This window comes from Kribbella sp. NPDC004875 (genome assembly GCF_042873375.1).
Lineage (GTDB): Bacteria > Actinomycetota > Actinomycetes > Propionibacteriales > Kribbellaceae > Kribbella.
On the sequence record NZ_JBIALI010000002.1, the window covers coordinates 418,376 to 439,918 of the forward strand.

The 21,543-nt window shown below is 69.0% G+C and carries 17 protein-coding genes; 11 read left to right on the forward strand and 6 right to left on the reverse strand.

What is annotated here, in order from left to right; all coding sequences use genetic code 11:
* Window positions 1-302: 302 nt before the first annotated feature.
* The 7 genes from ACFYRH_RS13090 (at window position 303) to ACFYRH_RS13120 (ending at window position 11,466) form a co-directional block, all read left to right on the forward strand.
* Window positions 303-1,034: a TraR/DksA family transcriptional regulator gene (locus ACFYRH_RS13090; protein ID WP_387772883.1), complete on the forward strand. Its 732-nt coding sequence runs from the start codon at window positions 303-305 to the stop codon at window positions 1,032-1,034.
* Window positions 1,007-1,627, forward strand: coding sequence for a signal peptidase II (gene lspA / locus ACFYRH_RS13095; protein ID WP_387772886.1), 621 nt, complete (start codon window positions 1,007-1,009; stop codon window positions 1,625-1,627). The genes ACFYRH_RS13090 and lspA overlap by 28 nt, the downstream gene beginning before the upstream one ends.
* 14 nt (window positions 1,628-1,641) lie before the next feature.
* Entirely contained in the window at window positions 1,642-2,550 is a 909-nt protein-coding gene (locus ACFYRH_RS13100; RefSeq protein WP_387775260.1) for an RluA family pseudouridine synthase, read from the forward strand.
* Window positions 2,551-2,576: 26 nt separating this feature from the next.
* Complete coding sequence (locus ACFYRH_RS13105) at window positions 2,577-4,889, forward strand: ATP-binding protein (RefSeq protein ID WP_387772889.1); 2,313 nt, start codon at window positions 2,577-2,579, stop codon at window positions 4,887-4,889.
* A 407-nt stretch (window positions 4,890-5,296) separates the two neighbouring features.
* The gene (gene dnaE, locus ACFYRH_RS13110; RefSeq protein ID WP_387772892.1) at window positions 5,297-8,845 is read left to right on the forward strand and encodes a DNA polymerase III subunit alpha; all 3,549 of its coding nucleotides are present in this window, start codon (window positions 5,297-5,299) and stop codon (window positions 8,843-8,845) included.
* A 33-nt stretch (window positions 8,846-8,878) separates the two neighbouring features.
* The gene (locus ACFYRH_RS13115; RefSeq protein ID WP_387772895.1) at window positions 8,879-9,529 is read left to right on the forward strand and encodes a hypothetical protein; all 651 of its coding nucleotides are present in this window, start codon (window positions 8,879-8,881) and stop codon (window positions 9,527-9,529) included.
* Window positions 9,530-9,576: 47 nt separating this feature from the next.
* Complete coding sequence (locus ACFYRH_RS13120; RefSeq protein WP_387772898.1) at window positions 9,577-11,466, forward strand: DUF3352 domain-containing protein; 1,890 nt, start codon at window positions 9,577-9,579, stop codon at window positions 11,464-11,466.
* A 199-nt stretch (window positions 11,467-11,665) separates the two neighbouring features.
* On the opposite strand, the gene ACFYRH_RS13125 is transcribed toward ACFYRH_RS13120, so the two are convergent.
* Window positions 11,666-12,811 carry an MFS transporter gene (locus tag ACFYRH_RS13125; RefSeq protein WP_387772901.1) on the reverse strand — a complete coding sequence of 382 codons (1,146 nt, stop codon included), beginning with the start codon at window positions 12,809-12,811 and terminating at the stop codon, window positions 11,666-11,668.
* Window positions 12,812-12,877: 66 nt separating this feature from the next.
* On the opposite strand from ACFYRH_RS13125, the gene ACFYRH_RS13130 reads away from it, so the two are divergent.
* Window positions 12,878-13,702, forward strand: a complete 825-nt coding sequence (locus ACFYRH_RS13130) for a helix-turn-helix transcriptional regulator (RefSeq protein ID WP_387772904.1) — start codon at window positions 12,878-12,880, stop codon at window positions 13,700-13,702.
* 34 nt (window positions 13,703-13,736) lie between these two features.
* The gene (locus ACFYRH_RS13135) at window positions 13,737-14,117 is read left to right on the forward strand and encodes a VOC family protein (RefSeq protein ID WP_387772907.1); all 381 of its coding nucleotides are present in this window, start codon (window positions 13,737-13,739) and stop codon (window positions 14,115-14,117) included.
* A 49-nt stretch (window positions 14,118-14,166) separates the two neighbouring features.
* Here ACFYRH_RS13135 and ACFYRH_RS13140 read toward each other — a convergent pair whose 3' ends face one another.
* A complete protein-coding gene (locus ACFYRH_RS13140; protein WP_387772910.1) occupies window positions 14,167-14,868 on the reverse strand; it encodes an SDR family oxidoreductase in 702 nt (233 codons plus the stop codon).
* Between the two features lie 101 nt (window positions 14,869-14,969).
* Between ACFYRH_RS13140 and ACFYRH_RS13145 the strand changes: the two genes are divergently transcribed.
* Both ACFYRH_RS13145 and ACFYRH_RS13150 read left to right on the forward strand, forming a co-directional pair.
* Window positions 14,970-15,839 carry a LysR family transcriptional regulator gene (locus ACFYRH_RS13145; protein WP_387772913.1) on the forward strand — a complete coding sequence of 290 codons (870 nt, stop codon included), beginning with the start codon at window positions 14,970-14,972 and terminating at the stop codon, window positions 15,837-15,839.
* A gap of 100 nt (window positions 15,840-15,939) precedes the next feature.
* Entirely contained in the window at window positions 15,940-17,016 is a 1,077-nt protein-coding gene (locus tag ACFYRH_RS13150) for a serine hydrolase domain-containing protein (protein ID WP_387772916.1), read from the forward strand.
* Between the two features lie 15 nt (window positions 17,017-17,031).
* Here the strand turns inward: ACFYRH_RS13150 and ACFYRH_RS13155 are convergent, their stop codons facing one another.
* From ACFYRH_RS13155 to ACFYRH_RS13170, 4 genes are all read right to left on the reverse strand, one after another.
* Window positions 17,032-17,601: a dihydrofolate reductase family protein gene (locus ACFYRH_RS13155; protein ID WP_387772919.1), complete on the reverse strand. Its 570-nt coding sequence runs from the start codon at window positions 17,599-17,601 to the stop codon at window positions 17,032-17,034.
* An 82-nt stretch (window positions 17,602-17,683) separates the two neighbouring features.
* Window positions 17,684-19,519, reverse strand: a complete 1,836-nt coding sequence (gene recQ, locus ACFYRH_RS13160; RefSeq protein ID WP_387772922.1) for a DNA helicase RecQ — start codon at window positions 19,517-19,519, stop codon at window positions 17,684-17,686.
* A 10-nt stretch (window positions 19,520-19,529) separates the two neighbouring features.
* Entirely contained in the window at window positions 19,530-20,414 is an 885-nt protein-coding gene (locus tag ACFYRH_RS13165; RefSeq protein WP_387772925.1) for a helix-turn-helix domain-containing protein, read from the reverse strand.
* Window positions 20,415-20,449: 35 nt separating this feature from the next.
* A complete protein-coding gene (locus ACFYRH_RS13170) occupies window positions 20,450-21,469 on the reverse strand; it encodes an SAM-dependent methyltransferase (protein WP_387772928.1) in 1,020 nt (339 codons plus the stop codon).
* Window positions 21,470-21,543 lie beyond the last annotated feature (74 nt).

Genomic DNA, 21,543 nt, shown 5'->3' on the forward strand with positions numbered 1-21,543 from the left:
CTACGAATCGTTAGAACGAACGGTCCGCTCAGGTGTGGGGGGAGAATTAAACCAGTGGTCAAGCGAGGTATCGGCGATGAGAATTCTGCTGCGGTACGGGCGGCCGTCCGACTGACCTGGGGATTGTTACGGACAGTGATGTCCGCAATGCGGTTGTGACGCGCAGAACATCGAGCGGACTTGAAGAACCGACTACCGTATGTCCACGGTCTGCGCGTCGGACTGGTACGCCGGGGGTACCTGGCCTACTGTCTTGCGACCAGTCCGCTTCAGTCTCCGACGAAGGCAGGGGGTAGCTGATCATGGCTACATCGGCACCCAGGAAGTCCGCCCCCCAACGCTCCGCCGCGGCCAAGAAGAAGAGTGCCGCCACGAAGAGTGCCGCCAAGAAGTCCGAGCCGGTCCAGAAGACCGCGACCCGGAAAAGCCCGGCGAAGACCACGCCGGCCAAGAAGACCTCCGCGGTGAAGAAGTCCACAGCCGGTACCGAGACCACTGGCACCACTGGGACCACCGCGGCCAAGAAGGCTCCGGCCAAGAAGACCCCTGCCAAGCAAGCTCCGACGAAGAGGGTGGGCATGAAGACGAACGAGAACAGGACTCCGGCGACGGCGCCGGCCAAGTCCGCGGCCCACACGGCCGAGACCTTCAAGGTGAAGCCGGGCGAGGATCCGTGGACCGCTGCCGAGCTCGCCGAGCTGCGCACGGAACTGGAAGGTGAGGTCGAGCACCTCAAGGAGGAGATCCGCGACGCCGAGCAGGAGATCGCGGGCCTGTTCCGGGACGGGAGCGACGGTGCCGGCAACGACCAGGCGGACGTCGGCTCCACCACCCTGGAGCGCTACCACGAGCTGTCGCTGGCGAACAACGCGCGGGACATGCTGAACCAGATCGAGTTCGCGCTGTCCCGGATCGACGACGGCACGTACGGCGTCTGCGAGAGCTGCGGCAACCCGATCGGCAAGGGTCGGCTGCAGGCGTTCCCGCGTGCGACACTGTGTGTCTCATGCAAAGAACGCCAGGAACGCCGCTGAACGACCCCGCCCCGTCTCCCGAGGCGGGCGACACAGCCACCCCGGAACCGGTCGACGACATGTCGGCCGGTTCTCCGTCGTCCCCGGCGCCCCCGGCCAGCCGGTCCTGGAAGTGGACCGCACTGTTCGGCGGCGTCGGACTGGTGGTGCTGTTCCTGGACCAGCTGACCAAGGCGCTGGCGCTGGCCCACCTGACCCCGGGTGAGCCGGTGAACGTCGTCGGTTCGCTGCTGAAGTTCAACCTGATCCGGAATTCGGGCGCCGCGTTCAGCCTCGGCGCCGGTTACACGCCGTACATCAGCGCGGTCCAGATCATCGTGGCGATCGGTGTCATCTACCTGTCCCGGCGGCTCGGGTCGGCCGGGTGGTCGGTGGCGTTCGGGCTGCTGTTCGGCGGCGCGGTCGGCAACATCCTGGACCGGATCTTCCGCGAGCCGTCGCCGTTCCACGGGCACGTGGTCGACTTCCTGCAGACCCCGCACTGGGCGATCTTCAACGTCGCGGACATGGCCGTGACCTCGGCCGCGATCCTGCTGGTGATCCAGACGCTGCGCGGCGTCAAGCTGGACGGGACCCGGGAGCAGCGCCAGTGAGCTCACGGACCGTGATGGTGCCGGACGGTCTGGCGGGGGAGCGGTTGGACGCGGCGTTGTCGCGGCTGTTCGGGGTCTCCCGGACCAAGGCGGCCGAGCTGATCGAGTCCGGGCTGGTCCAGGTGGACGGGGTCCCGGCGCCGAAGTCGTCGCGGGTCGCGGCCGGCGTGCTGCTCGATGTCGAGCTGCCACCGCCGCCGTCCGAGGTGACCGTCGTACCGGAGACCGTGGACAACCTGCGGATCGTGTACGACGACGACGAGATCGTGGTCGTCGACAAACCGGTCGGCGTCGCCGCGCACCCGTCGCCCGGGTGGACCGGGCCGACCGTGATCGGGCATCTGGCCGGGGCCGGGTTCACCATCTCCACCAGCGGCGCGGCCGAGCGCAAGGGGATCGTGCACCGCCTGGACGTCGGTACGTCGGGTTTGATGGTGGTCGCGAAGACGGAGTACGCCTACACCGTGCTGAAGCGCGCCTTCAAGGAGCGCACGGTGCGCAAGATCTACCACGCGCTGGTGCAGGGGCATCCCGACCCGTTCACCGGCACCGTGGACGCGCCGATCGACCGGCACCCGCACCACGACTACAAGTTCGGCGTGGTGGCCGGCGGCAAGCCGAGTGTGACGCACTACGAGACCCTCGAGGCGTTCCGGTACGCGACGCTGCTGGAGATCACCCTCGAGACCGGCCGCACCCACCAGATCCGGGTGCACATGTCCGCGATCGGTCACCCGTGCTGCGGTGACCTCACGTACGGCGCCGACCCGGTCCTCGCCGAGCGTCTCGGCCTGACCCGTCAATGGCTGCACGCCATGCGCCTCGGCTTCACCCATCCGGGCACCGGCGAGTACGTCGAGTTCACCTCGGAGTACCCGGCCGACCTCGACCACGCCCTCGACCTCCTCGTCGACACCCAGTAGCGGGGTTTCCGGCCTAGGCTGAGGACATGCAGGGATCTCGGCGCGCCGGGGCGGCAGGTGCGCGGCTGCCGGCGGAGGTGACGAGCTTTGTCGGGCGCAGGCAGGAACTCGCGGACACGAGGCGCTTGCTCTCGAACAGCCGCATGCTCACGCTGACCGGCGTCGCCGGCGTCGGCAAGACCCGGCTGGCGGTGCGGATGGCGGCCGAGGTACGGCGGACGTTCGACGACGGCGTCTGGTTCGTCGGGTTGGGCTCGTTGCGGGACCCGGCTTTGCTCGGCCCGACGCTGGCCGAGGTGTTCGAGCTGATCCAGGTCTCGACCAGTCCGGAGGGTGAACTCGCCGAGTTCCTGGAGGACAAGGACCTGCTGCTGGTGCTCGACAACTGCGAGCACGTGGTGGAGGCCTGCGCAGTCCTGGTGAGCAAGCTGCTCGCGGCGGCGCCGCGGCTGCGGGTCCTGGCGACCAGCCGGCACGTCCTCGGTGTCGAGGGCGAGCAGGTCCTGCCGGTACGGCCGTTGCCGACGCCGCCGGTCGAGATGCAGCGGCCGCAGACCGATCAGAACGAAGCGCTGATGCTTTTCACCGATCGGGTCCGGGCGGTCGTGCCGGAGTTCGTGCTCGACGACTCCAACCGGGCGCAAGCCGTCGAGGTGTGCCGGCTGCTGGACGGCGTACCGCTGGCGCTCGAACTCGCGGCGGTGTGGACGCGGACGCTGACGCTGCCGCAGATTCTGGAGCGGCTGTCGGACCGGTTCCGGCTCTTGCTGGGCAACCGGCAGCTGGATCCGTCCCATCCCAAGGCGTTGGAGGCGGCGATCGGCTGGAGCTACGACCTGTGTTCGCCCGCCGAACGGCTGCTCTGGCAGCGTCTGTCGGTGTTCTCCGGAGGCTTCGACCTGGACGGTGCGGAAGCGGTCTGCTCCGGGGACGGCATCGAGCGCGACGACGTACTGGGCCTGGTCGCCGGCCTGGTGGACAAGTCCATCGTCACCCGCACCGCGGCAGGCGCCACCCCGGCGGTCGCCGGTTTCGACATGCTCGTGACGATCTCCCAGTTCGGCGCGACGCGGCTGGGTGAGCAGACCCGCGCGTACCAGTTCCGGCACCGTGACTACTACCGGTCACTGGCGGCCCGGTGGGCGACCGACTCCTTCGGGCCGCAACAGAGCGATTTGTTCCTGCGCACGCGGCGTGAGCACCACAACCTCCGGACGGCGATCGATTTCTGCCTGGCGGAACCGGGAGAAGAGCCGGTCGCGCTGGAGCTCGCGGCCCCGATCTGGACCTTCTGGTACGCCGGTCTGCTGCACGAAGGCCTGCGCTACCTCACCCGCGCGATCGCCGCCGCGCCGGAGCCGACACCGAACCGGGCGTTCGGCCTGTTGGCCGGCTGCCAGCTCGCGATGTTCCTGGGTGAGGCCGACCTGCTCGCGCGCTGGATGGTGGAGTGCACGGAGCTCGCCGAGCGGTACGACGACGATCGGCTCCGGGCCGGGGTCGCGCAGGTCTCGGGCAGCGCGATGGTGTACGAGGGCCGGCTCGACGTCGCGGTCGGGGAACTGGAGCGAGGGTTGACCTGGTTTCGGGCGGTCGGAGACCGGCACGGTGAGTTCAACTGCCTGTTGCAGCTGGCGCTGGCGACCTTCTTTCTGGGCGACCCGCGGGTCGAGGACTTCAGCCGGCAGGCGTCGGAGCTGGCCGAGTCGCGGGGAGCCGTCCAGTCGACGGCGTACGCGCGGTTGGTCGCCGGGATCGTGCAGTGGCGCGACCACGACGAGTTCGAGGTCGCGAACCGGTACTTCCGGGACGCGATCAAGGTGTTGCGGCCGCTGAACGACCGTACCGGGATCGGCTTCTGCGTTCAGGCGCTGTCCTGGTGCGCCGGGTCGGCGGTGCCGGACGAGCGCGCCGCGCTGTTGATGGGTGCGGCCCGGGCGGTGTGGCGGAGCGGAGTCGTCGTCAAGGAGACGACGCCGTACAGCGGACTCGACGACCTGACCCGGCGGCGGATCCAGGACGCGATCGGTGACGCCGCGTTCGGCGCCGCGTTCGCGCAGGGCGCGGCGTACACCTTCGACCAGACCATCGCGCTGGCGATGGGGGAGGACGACCGACGCGACCGGAGCGGGACCGGTGCTGACGGGCGAGGGCTGACGCCCCGTGAGTACGAGGTCGCCGTTCTGATCGGGGAGGGCCTGAGCAATCGCGAGATCGGCGCCCGCCTGACGGTGTCCCGGCGGACCGCCGAGACGCATGTCGAACACATCCTCGGCAAGCTCGGCTTCACGTCCCGCAGTCAGGTCGCCCGCTGGGTCGCCGACCACCCGCCTGCGTAGGACCCTGTAAGTCGCCCGCAGACCGCCGGGCCGAAGATCCGTAGCGAGATCCGTACCCGGATCCGTAGCCGTCCCGATGTGCACCGGTGCGGATCCCGGCATGCTCGTCTTTACGTTGTGTACCACAACGGGTCGCGGAATCCCTCCGTTCGCGACCGTGCCGCCTGGATCTCCAGCGCAGGCAATTGCCGGCGGGGCCGGCGCCCCCGGACCCCGGGCGCCAGGCCCCGCCATTGCGCGTGGGTGGCCTCGGGTGATCGCGGGTGAACTGGTGTGCTCCTGGTCTGGTCCACGACCGGATAGCGGGCGCCGCGGCCCGCGCGCGGTGAGCCGATTCAGAACTGTCCACGGCGCCGCATACGCTGTGTCGGTCCACCTCGTTCACGCCCTCGGAGGTCTGCGTCGACATGGCGTCCAGTGACAGCTTCGTCCACCTGCATGTGCACACCGAGTACTCGATGCTGGACGGCGCCGCGCGGATCGACGAGTTGTTCAAGACCGCCCAGGAGATGGGCCAGCCGGCGATCGCGACCACCGACCACGGGTACGTGTTCGGTGCCTACGAGTTCTGGAAGACCGCGAAGAAGTACGACGTCAAGCCGATCATCGGCGTCGAGGCGTACCTGACGCCGCACACCCACCGCTCGGAGCGCAAGCGGGTCAAGTGGGGTGACGCGAACTCCGGCCGCGACGACGTCTCCGGCTCCGGTGCCTACACACACATGACGCTGCTGGCGAAGAACACCTCGGGCATGCACAACCTGTTCCGGATGAGCTCGCTGGCCAGCCTCGAGGGCTACTACTTCAAGCCCCGGATGGACCGCGAGCTGCTGAACACCTACGGCAAGGGCCTGATCGCGACCACCGGCTGCCCCTCCGGTGAGGTGCAGACCCGGCTCCGCCTGGGGCAGTACAAGCAGGCCGTCGAGGCCGCCGCGGAGTTCCGCGACATCTTCGGCAAGGAGAACTTCTACTGCGAGCTGATGGACCACGGCCTCGGTATCGAGCGGGACATCCAGAAGGATCTGCTGAAGCTGGCCAAGGAGCTCGACCTGCCGCTGGTCGCCACCAACGACCTGCACTACACCAAGCCCGAGGACGCCACCTCGCACGCCGCGCTGCTGTGCGTGCAGTCCGGCTCCACGCTCTCGGACCCGAACCGTTTCAAGTTCGACGCGAACGAGTTCTACGTGAAGACCGCGGCCGAGATGCGCGAGGTCTGGAAGGAGTTCCCGGAGGCGTGTGACAACACGCTGCTGATCGCGGAGCAGTGCGACGTCGGGTTCACCGAGGGCGAGGGCCGGTTCATGCCGCGCTTCCCCTGCCCGGAGGGGCACAACGAGGAGTCCTGGTTCGTCGCCGAGGTCGAGACCGGTCTGCACCACCGCTACCCGGCCGGGATCCCCGACGACGTCCGCAAGCGCACCGACTACGAGATCGAGGTCATCGTCTCGAAGGGGTACGCCGGGTACTTCCTGGTGGTCGCCGACTTCATCAACTGGGCCAAGGCGAACGGCATCCGGGTCGGTCCGGGCCGTGGCTCCGGTGCCGGTTCGATGTGCGCGTACGCGATGAAGATCACCGACCTCGACCCACTCCTGCACGGTCTGTTCTTCGAGCGCTTCCTGAATCCGGAGCGGATGTCGATGCCAGACTTCGACATCGACTTCGACGACCGCCGCCGCCCCGAGGTGATCCGTTACGTCACCGAGAAGTACGGCGACGACCGGGTCGCGATGATCGTGACCTACGGCACGATCAAGGCGAAGCAGGCGATCAAGGACGCCGGCCGGGTGCTGGACTACCCGTTCGCGATGGGCGACCGGATCACCAAGGCGATGCCGCCCGCGGTGATGGGCAAGGACGTCCCGCTGTCCGGCATCTTCGACCCCTCGCACAAGCGGTACTCCGAGGCCGGCGAGTTCCGCGGGCTGTACGAGTCCGACCAGGACGTCCGCAAGATCGTCGACACCGCACGCGGCCTGGAGAACCTGAAGCGCCAGTGGGGTGTGCACGCCGCCGGTGTGATCATGTCCAGCGAGCCGCTGATCGACCTGATCCCGATCATGCGCCGCGACCAGGACGGCCAGGTCATCACCCAGTTCGACTACCCGAGCTGCGAGACGCTCGGCCTGGTCAAGATGGACTTCCTGGGTCTGCGCAACCTGACGATCATGGACGACGCGGTCAAGAACATCGAGGCCGCGCACGGCATCACGATCGACCTGGACAAACTGAGCAAGGACCTCGACGACAAGCCGACCTACGACCTGCTCGCGCGCGGCGACACGCTCGGCGTGTTCCAGTTCGACGGCGGGCCGATGCGGGCGCTGCTGCGGCTGATGAAGCCGGACAACTTCGAGGACATCTCCGCGAGTACGGCGCTGTACCGGCCGGGCCCGATGGGAGCGAACAGCCACACCAACTACGCGCTCCGCAAGAACGGCCAGCAGGAGATCAGCTACCCGCACCCCGAGCTCGCCGAGGCGCTCGAGCCGGTCCTCGGCATCACCTACGGCCTGATCGTCTACCAGGAGCAGGTGATGGAGATCGCCCAGCGCCTGGCCGGCTACTCGCTCGGCAAGGCGGATCTGCTCCGCCGCGCGATGGGCAAGAAGAAGCGCGAGGTGCTCGACGCGGAGTACGTCGGCTTCTCCGAGGGCATGAAGGCGAACGGGTACTCCGAGGAGTCCATCAAGGCGCTCTGGGACATCCTGCTGCCGTTCTCCGACTACGCGTTCAACAAGGCGCACTCCGCGGCGTACGGGCTGGTCTCGTACTGGACCGCCTACATGAAGGCCAACTACCCGGCGGAGTACATGGCCGCCGTCCTGACGTCGGTGAAGGACGACAAGGACAAGATGGCCATCTATCTGAACGAGTGCCGCCGGATGGGCATCAAGGTGCTCCCGCCGGACGTCAACGAGTCGGACTCGAACTTCACCCCGGTCGGCACCGACATCCGCTTCGGCCTGTCCGCGATCCGCAACGTCGGCGTGAACGTGGTCGCCGAGATCGTCGCGGCTCGTGAGGAGAAGGGCCGGTTCGGCGACTTCGTCGACTTCATCGACAAGGTGTCGCTGCCGGTCTGCAACAAGCGCGTGATCGAGTCGCTGGCCAAGGCCGGCTCGTTCGACTCGATGAACCACGCCCGGCGCGCGATCGTCGCGGTGCACGAGCAGGCCGTCGACGAGGCGATCGACCTCAAGCGGAACGAGGCGCACGGCCAGTTCGACCTGTTCTCGATGGGCGACGACGACGCCGACGAGGGTGAGGGCAACAGCCGGCTCACCGTCACCGTTCCCGAGATCGAGGAGTGGGACAAGGCGACCAAGCTCGCGCACGAGCGCGACATGCTGGGGCTCTACGTGTCCGACCACCCGCTGTTCGGTGTCGAGCACGTGCTCACCAACGGTTCGGACTGCACGATCGGTCAGCTGCTCGCGGACGAGGACCGTCCGGACGGCAGCCGGGTGACGATCGGCGGCCTGGTCACCGCCGTGCAGCGGAAGGTGAACAAGCGCGGCGACATCTACGCGATCGTCACCATCGAGGACCTCGAAGGTTCGATCGAGGTGATGATGTTCTCCTCGGCGTACCAGCTGCACGCGCACCTGCTCAGCAACGACGCGATCATCCTGATGAAGGGCCGGGTCCGCCGTCGTGAGGACCGGCTCGAGCTGAGCGGCGACGAGGTCGTGGTGCCGGACCTGACCGAGGGGCCGAGCGGCCCGGTGGTGATCACGATGCCGGTGACCCGCTGCACGCAGCCGGTCGTCGACCAGCTGCGCGACGTGCTGCAGTCCCACCCGGGGATGACCGAGGTCCAGCTCCGGCTCCAGGCGCGGCAGAAGACCACGGTGATGCGGATCGGCGACCGGTTCCGGGTGACGCCGACCTCGGCGCTGATGGCCGACCTGAAGGCGCTCCTCGGCCCGTCCTGCCTGGCCAGCTGACCGGCGCTGGATCCGATGCGTCACACTGTCGACGTGAGTCAACCGCAGTCCTCCCAGCCTTCCCCGCAGTCGCCGTCGTACGGGGCCTCGCCGTACGGAGCGCCGCCGTCGAGCAACCCGTTCGGGGCGCCGCCGGCCGCCGAGCCGGCGATGCCGTGGGCGAAGGCGGTGCTGGTGACCGTGGTGGTGTTCCTGGCCGCCGGGGTGGTGGCCGGCTGGGCGTGGCAGCAGTTCTCGCCGCTGGCGAAGTACACCGTGGACGAGCAGGGTGGCGCGCTCGGCGAGGAGCAGATGACCCGGATCTTCGGGCCGGACGGGACGTTCACCGCGATCGGGTTCGTCGCCGCGATGGTGCTCGGGGCGGCGCTGTTCTGGTGGCTGCGGAACTACGGTCCGTGGTCGGTGGCGATCGTTGCCCTCGGCGCCTGCCTCGGGTCCGGTGTCTGCTGGGGTGTCGGCATGCTGCTCGGGCACGACCCGCTGAAGCCGCGGCTGCAGGCGGCGCACCCGGGTGATCTCGTCCCCGCGCCGCTCGAGCTGCACACCTGGACCCCGTTGATTGCCTGGCTGGTCGGCGCCGCGCTGGCGTGCGCTGTCATCGCGGCCACGACCTGGCGGGCCGACCCGCCGGTTGCAACCACTTCGCAACCTGGTGCGTCGGAGTCTGCACCGCCGGTCCATTAGCCTTGCAGGTCCGGTTGGTGAGGCCACCGGAGCCAGCGAGGGAGCATATGTCCGACCAGAACCGACCGCCGCAGTACCCAGGTGCCGGCGGTCCGCAGCCGCAGTACGGTCCGCCCCAGAACCAGAACCAGAACCAGAACCAGAACCCGGGCCAGAACCAGTGGCCCCAGCAGGGCCAGCAGCGTTACCCACAGCAGCAGCCGAGGCACCCACAGCAGGGCCAGCAGTACGGCGGCCAGCAGCAGGGTGCGCCCCAGCACGGTGGTGCCCAGCACGGCGGTGCCCAGTACGGCGGCCCGCAGTACGGTGGTCCTCAACAGGGCGGGCCTCAGCACGATGGTCCCCAGCACGGTGGTCCCCAGTACGGCGGACAGCCGCAGGGTGGGCCGCAGTACGGGCAGGCTGGACAGGCCGGACAGTCTTCGTACGAGCAGCTGCACGTCGGTGGTGGACAGCCGCCGCAGGGGCCGGGGTTCGGCGCGCCGCAGCAGTGGCAGCCGGAGCCGAAGAAGAAGCGCGGCAAGCTGATCCCGATCGTCGCCGCGCTGGCGATGGTGCTGGTCGTGGCCGGCGGCGGAATCTTTGCCTACGGCAAGCTCAGTGGCGGTAAGCAGCCCGCCGACGTGCTGCCCGGTACCGCGGTCGGGTACGCCCGGGTGGACCTGAACCCGTCGGCCGGCCAGAAGGTCAACGCGATCCGCTTCCTGATGAAGTTCCCGTCGGTGAAGGACCAGCTCGGTCTCACCGGCGAGAAGGACGACCTGAAGCAGAAGCTGTTCGAGCAGATCAAGAAGTCCGCCGGTGACGACCTGGCCGACGTCGACTTCGACAAGGACATCAAGCCGTGGCTCGGCGACCGGGCCGGGGCGGCCCTGCTGCCGTCGGCCGACGGCAAGAAGAGTCCGACGCCGGTGATCGCGGTCGAGGTGAAGAACCAGGACGCCGCGAACAAGGGCATGGACAAGCTGCTCGCGAACGAGCGGGACAAGCCCGGCCGCGCGTTCAGCAACGGTTACCTGCTGGTCGCCGAGGACCAGGCGACCGTCGACTCGGCCGTCGCCGCGGCGAAGGACAGCCCGCTGAGCAAGAACGCCAAGTTCAGCGCGGACATGGACAAGCTCGGCGAGCAGGGTTTCGTGTCCGCGTGGGCGGACATGAAGGCGATCGCGTCGATGACCGGCCGCGTCGACTCCGGCCAGCTGGCCGGTCTGGGTGACGCGAGCAGTGCGATCGCGCTGCGGTTCGACTCGTCGTACGTCGAGCTGAAGGGCATCGGTCACGGCGACAAGAGCATCAAGGTGAACTCGGCCGACGCCGGTGACCTGATCTCGAAGCTGCCGGACAGTACGGCCGGTGCGATCGCGATCTCCGGTGGCGACAGCCTGATCGACACGATGTGGCAGCAGGTGCAGAAGGCCGGCGGCGAGAACCTGAAGCCGATGCTCGACCGGATCACCGAGGAGACCGGGCTGACCCTGCCGGACGACCTGAAGAGCCTGGCCGGCAAGAACCTCGCGGTCGGGATCGACAAGGACACCGCGGACGGTCCGAAGATCGCGGCCCGGATGGAGACCGACCCGGCGAAGGCCGAGCCGGTGGTGCAGAAGCTGACCACGCTGCTGCGGGAGCGGTCGTCGGAGAACATCCCGATCGAAACCGCGAAGGACGACGACACGTTCGTCGTCTCGACCAGCAAGGAGTACGCCGAGCAGGTGCTGAAGGGCGGCAACCTCGGTGGTACCGAGAACTTCAAGCAGGCGCTGCCCGACACCAAGGGTGCGGTGATGATCGGTTACGTCGACTTCGAGGCCGCCAGTGCGGTCAGCGAGCGGCTCGCCGACAACAAGGACCTGGCCGCGCTCCGCTCGGCCGGCATCGTGACCCGGTCGACCGGTGACGGCGAGGCCGAGTTCAGCCTGCGGGTCGTCGCGAAGTAACAGCCCGCTCGAAGAAGCCCCGGACGCCTACGCACAGGCGGTCCGGGGCTTCTCCGTGCATCCAGCATCGCGTCGCCCGGCGCGATCACGCGGGAGTCCGGGGCGGGCGCTTGGGCGAGGGGCACGAAGGTCGGGCCGCGGCCGAATGTGCCGTGCAGCGCGACGACCGGCGGACCGGGACCGCCCGCGTCCTCGTAGATCATGCGCATGCGACCAATACTCGCGGACGGAAGACGGCGGGAAGGGTGATGGCGATCAGGGCGAGGAGCAGACTGATGCGGAAGCCGGTCATGAAGTCCGCGCCGGCCAGGAGAACGCCGAAGATCGCCGGTGCGGCGCCGCTGCCCAACTGGCGGGCGGCGTTCAGGAGTCCGGAGCCGAGGCCGCTGCGGTCCGTGGGTACGCCGGTGAGCATCAACGTGGTGGCGGTCGGGGCCACCAGTCCGGCGCCGGCGCCGATCGGGAGCAACCAGCCGGTTAGTTGCCAGATCGCCGTATCGGTGAAGCAGAGACCGACGAGACCGACCGCCATCAGGCCCTGACCGAGGAGCATCGTTCGGCCGACTCCGAGCCGCGCGCCGAGCTGACCCGCGGCGAGGTTCGCGGGGATGATCAGCAGCGTCATCGGGACGAACACCACGCCGGTCGTCCAGGCCGAACGGCCGAGCTGCTGCTGCAGGAGGAACGTGACGACGAAGATCGCGCCGTACGACGCGAAGTTCAGGGCGAAGCCGGTCGCCGAGCTGAGCAGGACCGGCGCGGAGCGGAGGAGCGTCGTCACGCCGGAGGTGGTAGTGGCTCGGGCGGTTGCTTCGCGATGGCCCACCGCGGTGGCGAGGACGATCACGCTGACCGGCAGGTTCAGCCAGAAAGAGGCTTGCCAGCCGAGCCCGGAGGTGACAGCGCCGCCGAGAGGTGAGCCGACCACCAGCGCGACCGCGCCGGCGGCGGCCCAGCGCCCGACATCCCGGGCACGCGTGGTCGTGTCGCCGTTGAGCATCGACAGCCCGGCCGGGAGTACGACGGCGGCCGCGGCACCCTGGCACGCTCGGGCGATCAACAGGACCCGCAGATCGGGGGCGAGTGCGCAAACGATTGATGTCCCCGCGAACACACTGACGCCGGCCGTGAAGGCGCGGGCGGGCCCGATCCGGTCGGCCCAGGCACCGGCGGGTAGGAGGCAGATCGCGAAGACGAGCGAGTATCCGGTGAGCACCCAGGAGAGGCCGGCCCCGGTCAGATCCCGGCCGATCGAGGGGAGCGCGGTGGTGGTCATGGACGCGTTGAGAGTGACCAGGAAGAACGAGAGTGCAGAGGGGATGAGCGCGGAGCGACGTACGGGCATGGCACTACCGTGGGCGGTTCCGGGCGAACCCGGGTACATCTGTCAGGTGCAGTCAGGAAGGAACAGATGAAGCGGCAGCACGAGCTCGGTGCGTTCCTGCGGGAGCGTCGCTCGCGCCTGACCCCGGACGCCGCGGGCCTGATCGACGGACCACCCCGCCGTACGCCGGGTCTGCGGCGCGAGGAGATCGCTGAGCTCGCCGGGCTGAGTGTCGGGTACTACGCCCGGCTCGAGCAGGGAAACGCGGCGCATCCGTCGGACAGTGTGCTGGCGGCGCTGATCCGGATCCTGCAGCTCACCCCGGACGAGGAGCGACACCTCCGGGCGCTGGCCGCTGCGCCGACTCCGGTGGCCGCGGAGCAGGTGTCCCGATCCGCGCTCCGGATGATGGACCTGTTGCAACCGCCCACAGCGGCGCTGGTCCTCGGGCGTATCGGTGACGTGCTCGCCTGGAACGAGTACGCGCCGCGACTGTTCCCCGGCCGGTTGCCCGAGTCCGGTCATCACGCCGACCGGCCGAACAACGCGCGCTACGTGTTCTGCGACCCGAGCGCCCGGGAGATCTTCCCGAACTGGCCGGAGGTGGCAGACGACACCGTGGCGCACCTGCGCGCCGCCGCCGGGCACCTCGTCGACGACCCGGGCTTTCGCACCCTGGTGGACGACCTGCTGCGCGAGAGCCCGGACTTCGCGGCCCGCTGGTCCCGCCGGGAAGTGCGGCGGCACGTGTCCGGCGAGAAGTCCCTGAATCACCCGGCGCTGGGCCGGCTGACGGTCGACTACGAGGTGGTCGCCGTACTTGATGAGCCTGATCAGTTCCTGGTCGCCTACGGACTGCAGAATTCTTTTCCGGATGATGTCGAAAACGTCTGGCCGGCTTCTACCTCCTGAGTGAAAGCACCTCTTCACGACAAGGAGCACCACGATGAACCACATCAGCGAGATCCGGACCATCGGCGTCCCGGTGACCGACCAGGACCGTGCGCTGGAGTTCTACACCGAAAAGCTCGGCTTCGACCTGCTGATGGACGCGCCGCTGCCGCAGTTCGGCGGCCGCTGGATCGTCGTCGCCCCGGCAGGCTCGGGAGGATCCTCCGGGAGCATCGCCCTGGTCCCTGCCAAGGAGGGCATCCCGGCCGGCGTCGACACCGGCATCCGGATGGGCAGCCCCGACGCCAAGACCGCCCACCAGCACTTCGTCGACAGCGGCGTCGACACCGACGACCTGCTGGAGTGGCCCGGCGTCCCTCCGATGTTCAGCCTCCACGACCCGGACGGCAACCGCCTCTACGTCTCCCAGGCTTAGGTCGTGTCTGGCAATTCCCCGCCTACTGCGCGGGACTGCCAGACACGACCTAAACCAGGACGTGCCCGCCGTCGACGCCGACGATCGAGCCGGTCGCGTACGGCTGGTTCATCAGGTACACGTAGGCGGCGGCGATGTCCTCGGGTTCGCCGACGCGTTGGACCGGGAGGTGGCGAGCGGTCTCGTCGTAGTCGACGGCCTCCCGCCACAGCGGCGTACGGACGACGCCGGGCTTGACCGCGTTCACCCGGAGCGGTGCGAGTTCGACGGCGAGTGCGCGGACGAGTGAGTCCATCGCGCCACAGATGCTCGCGGCGACCGACCAGCCGGGCCCGGGACGGTCCCCGGCGGCGCCGGTGGTGAGGACGATCGAACCGCCCGGACGGATCTTCGGTACGGCGGCACTCACCGCACCGAGCGCGCCGAAGTACCGCAGTTCGAAGGCCGCGCGCGCCCGGTCCAGATCCATCGAACCGACCTCGAGCAACGTCAACGCCTCCCCGGCGGTGAACACGAGATGGTCGAAGGCGTCGAGCCTGTCGAAGAACGCGGCGACGGCGGCCACGTCGGTGAGGTCGACGGCCTCACCGGCGGCCGGGCCGGGGAGCGTCTCCAGAGCCCGCTGCACCGATTCGGGGTTGCTGGAGGCAACAACCACGGTCGCGCCGGCGGCCGCGGCGAGTTGTGCGGTGGCCAGGCCGATACCCGACGTACCGCCGAGGACGACGACGCGCTGATCCTGCAGAGTCACGGAACTGCCTTTCGTGGGAGGGATCTCGGGTCCCACGATGCGGCCGCCCGGCCCCGGCCGTCCAAGACCTGTTCCGGCCGCTGTAATACCCTGAAGGTATTATGGACCTCGACCTCCGGAAGCTCCGGTACTTCGTCGCCGTCGCCGAGGAGCTGCATTTCGGCCGCGCCGCGGACCGCCTGCACATCGCGCAGCCGGTGCTGTCCCGGCAGATCCGCGCCCTCGAGGACGAACTGCGCGCGCAGCTGTTCGTCCGGACGAAACGCAGTACCGAGTTGACCGCGGCCGGCCGTCAGTTGCTCGACGACGCCCGGCCGTTGCTGGCCGGCGCGGACGCCACGCGCCGGCGAGTGGCCAGGGCGGCACGCGGCGCGAAGACGTTCACGATCGGTTTCATGCCAGGGCTCACCGTGACCGAGGCGGTCCGGGCGTTCGGCGCGCTGCATCCCGAGCTCGAGGTCGAGCTGATCCGGACGACGTGGAACGACCAGGTCGACGTACTGCGGGACGGCCGGGTCGATGTCAGTGTGGTTCGGTTGCCGATCGATCAAGCGGGCCTCACGGTTCGGCCGTTGTTCGAGGAGCCACGGGTCGCGATGCTGCCCGCCGATCACCGGTTGGCGGGTAAGCCCGCGATCGACATCACCGACCTCGCGGCCGAGCACCTGTTGCAGGACCCGGACGCCGTACCGGAGTGGCGTGACATCGCGGTCGAACTCCGCACCGGAACGGCGAAACCGGTGCCCGCGATGGGGAGTGTCGAGGAGAAACTCGAGCACGTCGCGACCGGCCGCGGTGTCTCGATCATCCCGCTCTCGGTGGCCACGTTCTACCAGCGCTCAGACGTCGTCGCGGTCCCCGTCGGCAACCTCGCCCCGAACTCCGTCTGCCTCGCGTGGACCGCCACCCGTCGCTCCCACCTCCTCCACGACTTCGCCACGCTTGCGACCACGGTCAGCTGGACGCCTTAGCCAACGGCGGATTCGGTGGCATCATCGAAAGATGAGGTGGAGCGCAACCGCCCTCCTGGTGATTGCGTTGGTGGGGTGCTCTGGTGGGGGGAACGAGCCGGTGCCCTCGCCCGGCACGCCTTCGGTCAGCAGTTTCCCCGAGCCCGGTACGCAGAACCTCGACCCCGCGCGAGCGAAGGCCTTGCAGGCCGCGCTCGCGCAGATCATCAAGTTCCCGGAGAGTCCGTCCGGGGCGAGCGGCGCTACTGCCGCGGTGGTCACCGATCACTGGACGTGGTCGGGCGCCGTCGGCGAGGACAGCCGCGGTACGCCGTTGCGCCCGGACACCAGCCTGGGCATCTCGAGCATCACGAAGACGTTCGTCGCCGCCGAGGTCCTGCGGCTCGCGCAGGAAGGGAAGATCAACCTGGACCTGCCGATCTCGAGGTACGTCCGGCACCGGCTGACCGCGAACGACGCGACCGTTCGTCAGCACCTGGCGATGACGTCCGGGATCCAGGACTTCCAGCAGTCCGACTACGAAAGGCTGAACCGGGCGGTTGCCGCGGCGCCGGGTAAGCACTGGACGCTCGCGCAGCCGTTGAACTACTACACGTCGACGATCGGTTCACCGGACGGCGACTACAGCTTCAGTAATGCCAGCTACGCGCTGCTCGGCATGCTGATCGAGAACGTCACCGGCGAGCCGCTCGCGGTCGCTCTCCGCCGCGACCTGGCCACCCCGGCAGGGCTGCGGCACGCGGCCTTCCAGGACGGCGAGAAGCCCGAGCCGCCGGTCGTTGGCGACGCCAATGATGCCTGCGGTGCGCCGGACGGTTACATCCCGTGCCGGGCGTTCGCGAGTTCCGGAGCCGCGTACGACGGCGCGGCGGCGGACGCACCGACAGTCGCCCGGTGGGGATACCAGCTGTACGGCGGCCGCGTGATCCCGTCCGACCTGGTCGACCAGATGACCGCGGGCGACGGCGAGTACGGCCTCGGGACGATGCGGTTCACCCGGGAGTTCGGCCTCGGTGACGCCTACGGGCACGCCGGTATCTCACCCGACGACACCAGCCTGCTGGTGGTGATCCCGGACAAGCGGGTCTCGATCGCGCTGATCCTCGCCGACGGCGACCGGAACATCGGCCGGCGAATGGACGACCTCACCGAGGCACTTCAACCGTTACTCGGCTAGGCCGTGGCTGGGGACTCAGCGCAGCACCTGGTAGCGGATGTGGGTGGCCTGCGCGGTGTCGATCACTCGAACGATCTCCAGCTCGACGCGCCGTGGCAGGACGTCGAACAGCCGCAGCCCGCTCCCGAACAGCACCGGCACCTGGCTGATCTGCAGTTCGTCGAGAAGCCCCGCCGCCAAGGCGCTTTGTGCGGTCACCGCACCGTGCACCAGCACGTCCTTGCCGCCGGCGGCTTCCTTCGCCTGAGCCATCCCGGTCTCGATGTCGTTGACGAAGTACACGTTGTCGTAGCTCACCGGGCCCGGGTCGTGACTCACCACGAAGATCGGTACGCCGTGGTGGTCGCCGCCGTAGTAGTCGACCTGTTCCGCCGTACGACGACCGACCAGCAGCGCACCCGTCGCGTGCAGCTCGTCCCAGATGGCACCGGGCTCACCCGCCGGACGACCGAACTCACCGTCGGGGCCCTGGTACCACTCGTGCAGTCGCATGAAGTCGTCGCCGCCCGGGTTGCCCGGCCCGTCGTTCGGCGCCGCGATGTAGCCATCGACGGACATCGACATCAACAGCACAGATGAAGACATGAGCGTTCTCCTTCGCTCCGCGGGCACGGGTTCGTCCCTGCCCTCCTGCCTTCGCGTCGAACCGGCGACGCCCGATTCGACATCACTCCGCGGCGAGTGCCTCCAGGACGCCCTCGCCGTACTTGGCCAGTTTGTTCTCGCCGATCCCGCTGATCGTGCCGAGCTCGGCCAGTGACGACGGCAGGTCGGTGGCGATCTGCCGCAGCGTCGCGTCGTGGAAGATCACGTACGCCGGGACGCCCTGCTCCTTGGCGGCCGCCGCCCGCCACGCGCGCAGCCGTTCGAACACCGGCGCTGCCTCGGCCGGAAGGTCCGCGGCCGCCTTCTTGCCGCCCGACGACCGGCTCGACCTGGACCTGGTCCGCTCGGGCTCGCGGCGCATCATCACCTCGCGGCGCCGGCCGAGCACCTCGCCGCTTTCCTCGGTCAGCACCAGCGTGCCGTAGTCGCCCTCGACCGCGAGCAGTCGCAGCGCGAGCAGCTGCCGGATCACCCCGCGCCACTCGGCGTCCTTCAGATCGGTGCCGATCCCGAACACGGTCAACTGCTCGTGCCGGAACTGCTTGACCTTCTCGGTCTCCTTGCCGAGCAGGATGTCGATCAGCTGCCCGGCGCCGAACTTCTGGCCGCGCTCGTGCTGCAGTCGATACACCGTCGACAACAGCTTCTGCGCCGCGATCGTCCCGTCCCAGGACTCCGGCGGCGTGAGGCAGGTGTCGCAGTTCCCGCAGGCGTCGCCGTGCTGACCGAAGTACGCGAGCAGTTGCGACCGCCGGCACTGGACGGTCTCGCACAGCGCGAGCATCGCGTCGAGGTGCGAGCTCAGCCGCCGCCGATGCGCCAGGTCGCCCTCGGACGTGTCGATCATCTTCCGCTGCTGCACGACGTCCTGCAGCCCGTACGCCAGCCAGGCGGTCGACGGCAGTCCGTCCCGCCCCGCACGGCCGGTCTCCTGGTAGTAACCCTCGACCGACTTCGGCAGATCGAGATGCGCGACGAACCGGACGTCCGGTTTGTCGATCCCCATCCCGAACGCGATCGTCGCGACCACGACCAGCCCGTCCTCGCGGAGAAACCGCGCCTGGTTCGCCGCGCGGGTCCGGCTGTCCAGACCGGCGTGGTACGGCACGGCTTCGATCCCGTTCTGGGTCAGGAAGGCCGCGGTCTTCTCGACACTGTTGCGGGACAGGCAGTAGACGATCCCGGCGTCACCCGCGTGCTCGCTGCGCAGCAGGTCGAGCAGTTGCCGCTGTGGATTGTCCTTCGGGACGATCCGGTACTGGATGTTCGGCCGATCGAAGCTCGCAACGAAATGCTTCGCGTCCGACAGGTTCAGCCGGGTCGCGATCTCCTGGTGCGTCGCCTCGGTCGCCGTCGCGGTCAGCGCGATCCGCGGTACGTCGGGCCAGCGCTCATGCAGCTCGGACAGCATCAGGTAGTCGGGCCGGAAGTCGTGGCCCCACTGGGACACACAGTGCGCCTCGTCGATCGCGAACAGTGCGATCTTGCCCTGGTCGAGCAACCGCACGGTCGCGTCGAGCCGCAACCGCTCGGGCGCCAGGTACAGCAGGTCGAGCTCGCCGGCCAGGAACGCCTGCTCGACGTCTCGCCGCTGCTCGAAGTCCTGCGTGGAGTTCAGGAATCCGGCGCGGACGCCGAGGGCCGTCAGCGCGTCGACCTGGTCCTGCATGAGCGCGATCAGCGGCGAGATCACCACACCGACGCCGGAGCGGACCAGGGACGGGATCTGGTAGCACAGTGACTTGCCGCCGCCGGTCGGCATCAGCACCAGTGCGTCACCGCCCGCGACCACGGTATCGATGATGTCGGCCTGCTCGCCGCGGAAGGCGTCGTACCCGAACACCCGCCGGAGGACCTGAAGGGCTTCGGAATCGGGCAGCTCGGTCGTCTCACTCACCCCGGCGAGTTTAGTGAGATCCTGCGGACGATGCTGGCACGATCGCCGCAGCCTGTGGATTACCGGACGGATTGACGGGCAGATTGGGCAGTTCCTCGGCCATCCACCGGCGCGGAGAGCAGCCCGCGATGGCCTGGAACTCGCGCGTCAGGTGCGACTGGTCGGCGAACCCGGCGGCGGCCGCCACGTCGACGAGCCGCGGGCGCGGCTGCCGGCGGAGGTGCGCGGTCACGCGTTCGAACCGCAGGATCCGGGCGGCGACCTTCGGGGCCAGGCCGAACTCGGTGACGAAGCGGTCGGTCAGATGCCGCCGGCTCCACCCGACCTCGGACGCCAGTTCTTGCACGCCGACCGCGCCGTTGGACTCGCACAACCGGAGCCAGGCCCATCCGAGCTCGGGACGGACCGTCGCCGGGCGGCGGTCCTGGAGCCGTCGTAGCAGCAGGCCTTCGAGCAGGTCGAAGCGCTGCGACCAGGTCGGGGTCTCGCGAAGCTGGTCCGTCAGTTGAGCGGCTCGACGGCCGAGTAGCTCGTCCAGGTTCACGACCATGGAGCCGAGCTCGCCCGGCGGCAGCCCGAAGAGTGTCCGCGCGGCGGCGGGCGTCAGCGCCAGTTGCACGCCTGCGCAACTGGCCGTACCGGCGATCACGACCGCGGTCGAGTGCAGGCCGCCGATCAGTGCGTCGTGCTTCTGGAGTGGACCGCCGGGCCACCGGATGCCCAGCGGTTCGTCGAGCGTGACCACGATGGTGAGGTGGCGCGACGGCAGTCCGCGGTGCAATTCCGGGGGCGGGGCGTCGGACGAGTACCCGATGACGTCGTCGACATACTGCCGCAGGGCAGGGTGGACGGGCCGGTTCGCGTACCCCGTCGTACCGTGCTCGGCTCCGGGCATGGATCAAGGCTAGGTCCAGCCACCGACAGTTGCGATCAGCTCGGGCGTCGCACGATGACGATCCGCCCGAGATCGGTCTGTGCCACCCGTACCGGCTCGAACCCGGCAGCGACGGTTTCCTCCGTCAGCTCCTCAGCGGTCCGCCCGAACGGGATCCCTTGAGCCTGCGCGAGCAGCCGTCGCATCGTGTACGCGGGCCGCGCAGCCTCGTCCGGCACCGGCTCCATCTCCTGGAGGAACAGCAGGCCACCTGGGCGCAGAGCGTTCAGGATCGTCGCGAGCGCCGCGGCCCGGGTCGGCTCGGGGAAGAACGGCTGCGCCCAGAACGCCCCGCCGAACGCGTCCCGCTCGTCGAAGTCGCGGACGTCCGTCGTCCGGATGTCCACTCGGTCGGCCACTCCCTGGACCGCCGCCCGGCGCCGCGTCTCGGCGGCCACGGTGGGAACGAGTTCGAGCGCGACCGCCTTCAGCTCGGGGAAGAGGCCGGCCAGCGTCAATGTCGATCCGGCGACGCCACACCCCACGTCGAGCCACCGTTCGGTGCGGACGGCATCGGCCAGTTCGGGCAGCTTGGGCACGAACAGCTGGTCGAACAGAGCCCTGGTGATCCGGGTCGAGTTGCCGCCGGAGGAGCGGGCGATCACCAAGGCGTCGGTTTCGGACAGCGACAGCAGGCCGGTCTCGGCGGTCGCCGGAACCAGCCGCGCCGTCAGCTCGATCCGGTCGAGCAACTCGTCGAGGCCGACCCACGCGTCGTCGGCGGACAGCGCCGCGAACTCCGCCGTCAGCCGGACCGTCTCCGCGCGCCGGCCGACCACGCCGTACGCCTCGAGCACGTCGACGATGTCCGCGACCCGTTCCGGCGGAAGGCCGGAGTACGCCACCAGGTCCTCGACGGAGCGCGGTTCGGTCAGGAACGCCGTCCAGCCCTTGTCGCGTAGGGCGGTCAGCAGGTGCAGGACGTACGCACCGTCCGCCCAGGCCTGCAGCGTCCTGCGTGCCGCGCCGGCCGACGCGAAGCGGACCAGTGGATCGGTGTCCCCAGATGTGCTCACGCGGCCAAGATACGGTGCCGGGGTGGCGCCGGAGGATCCGTCATCCGGGACCGACGTACCGCCATCCGGACCGG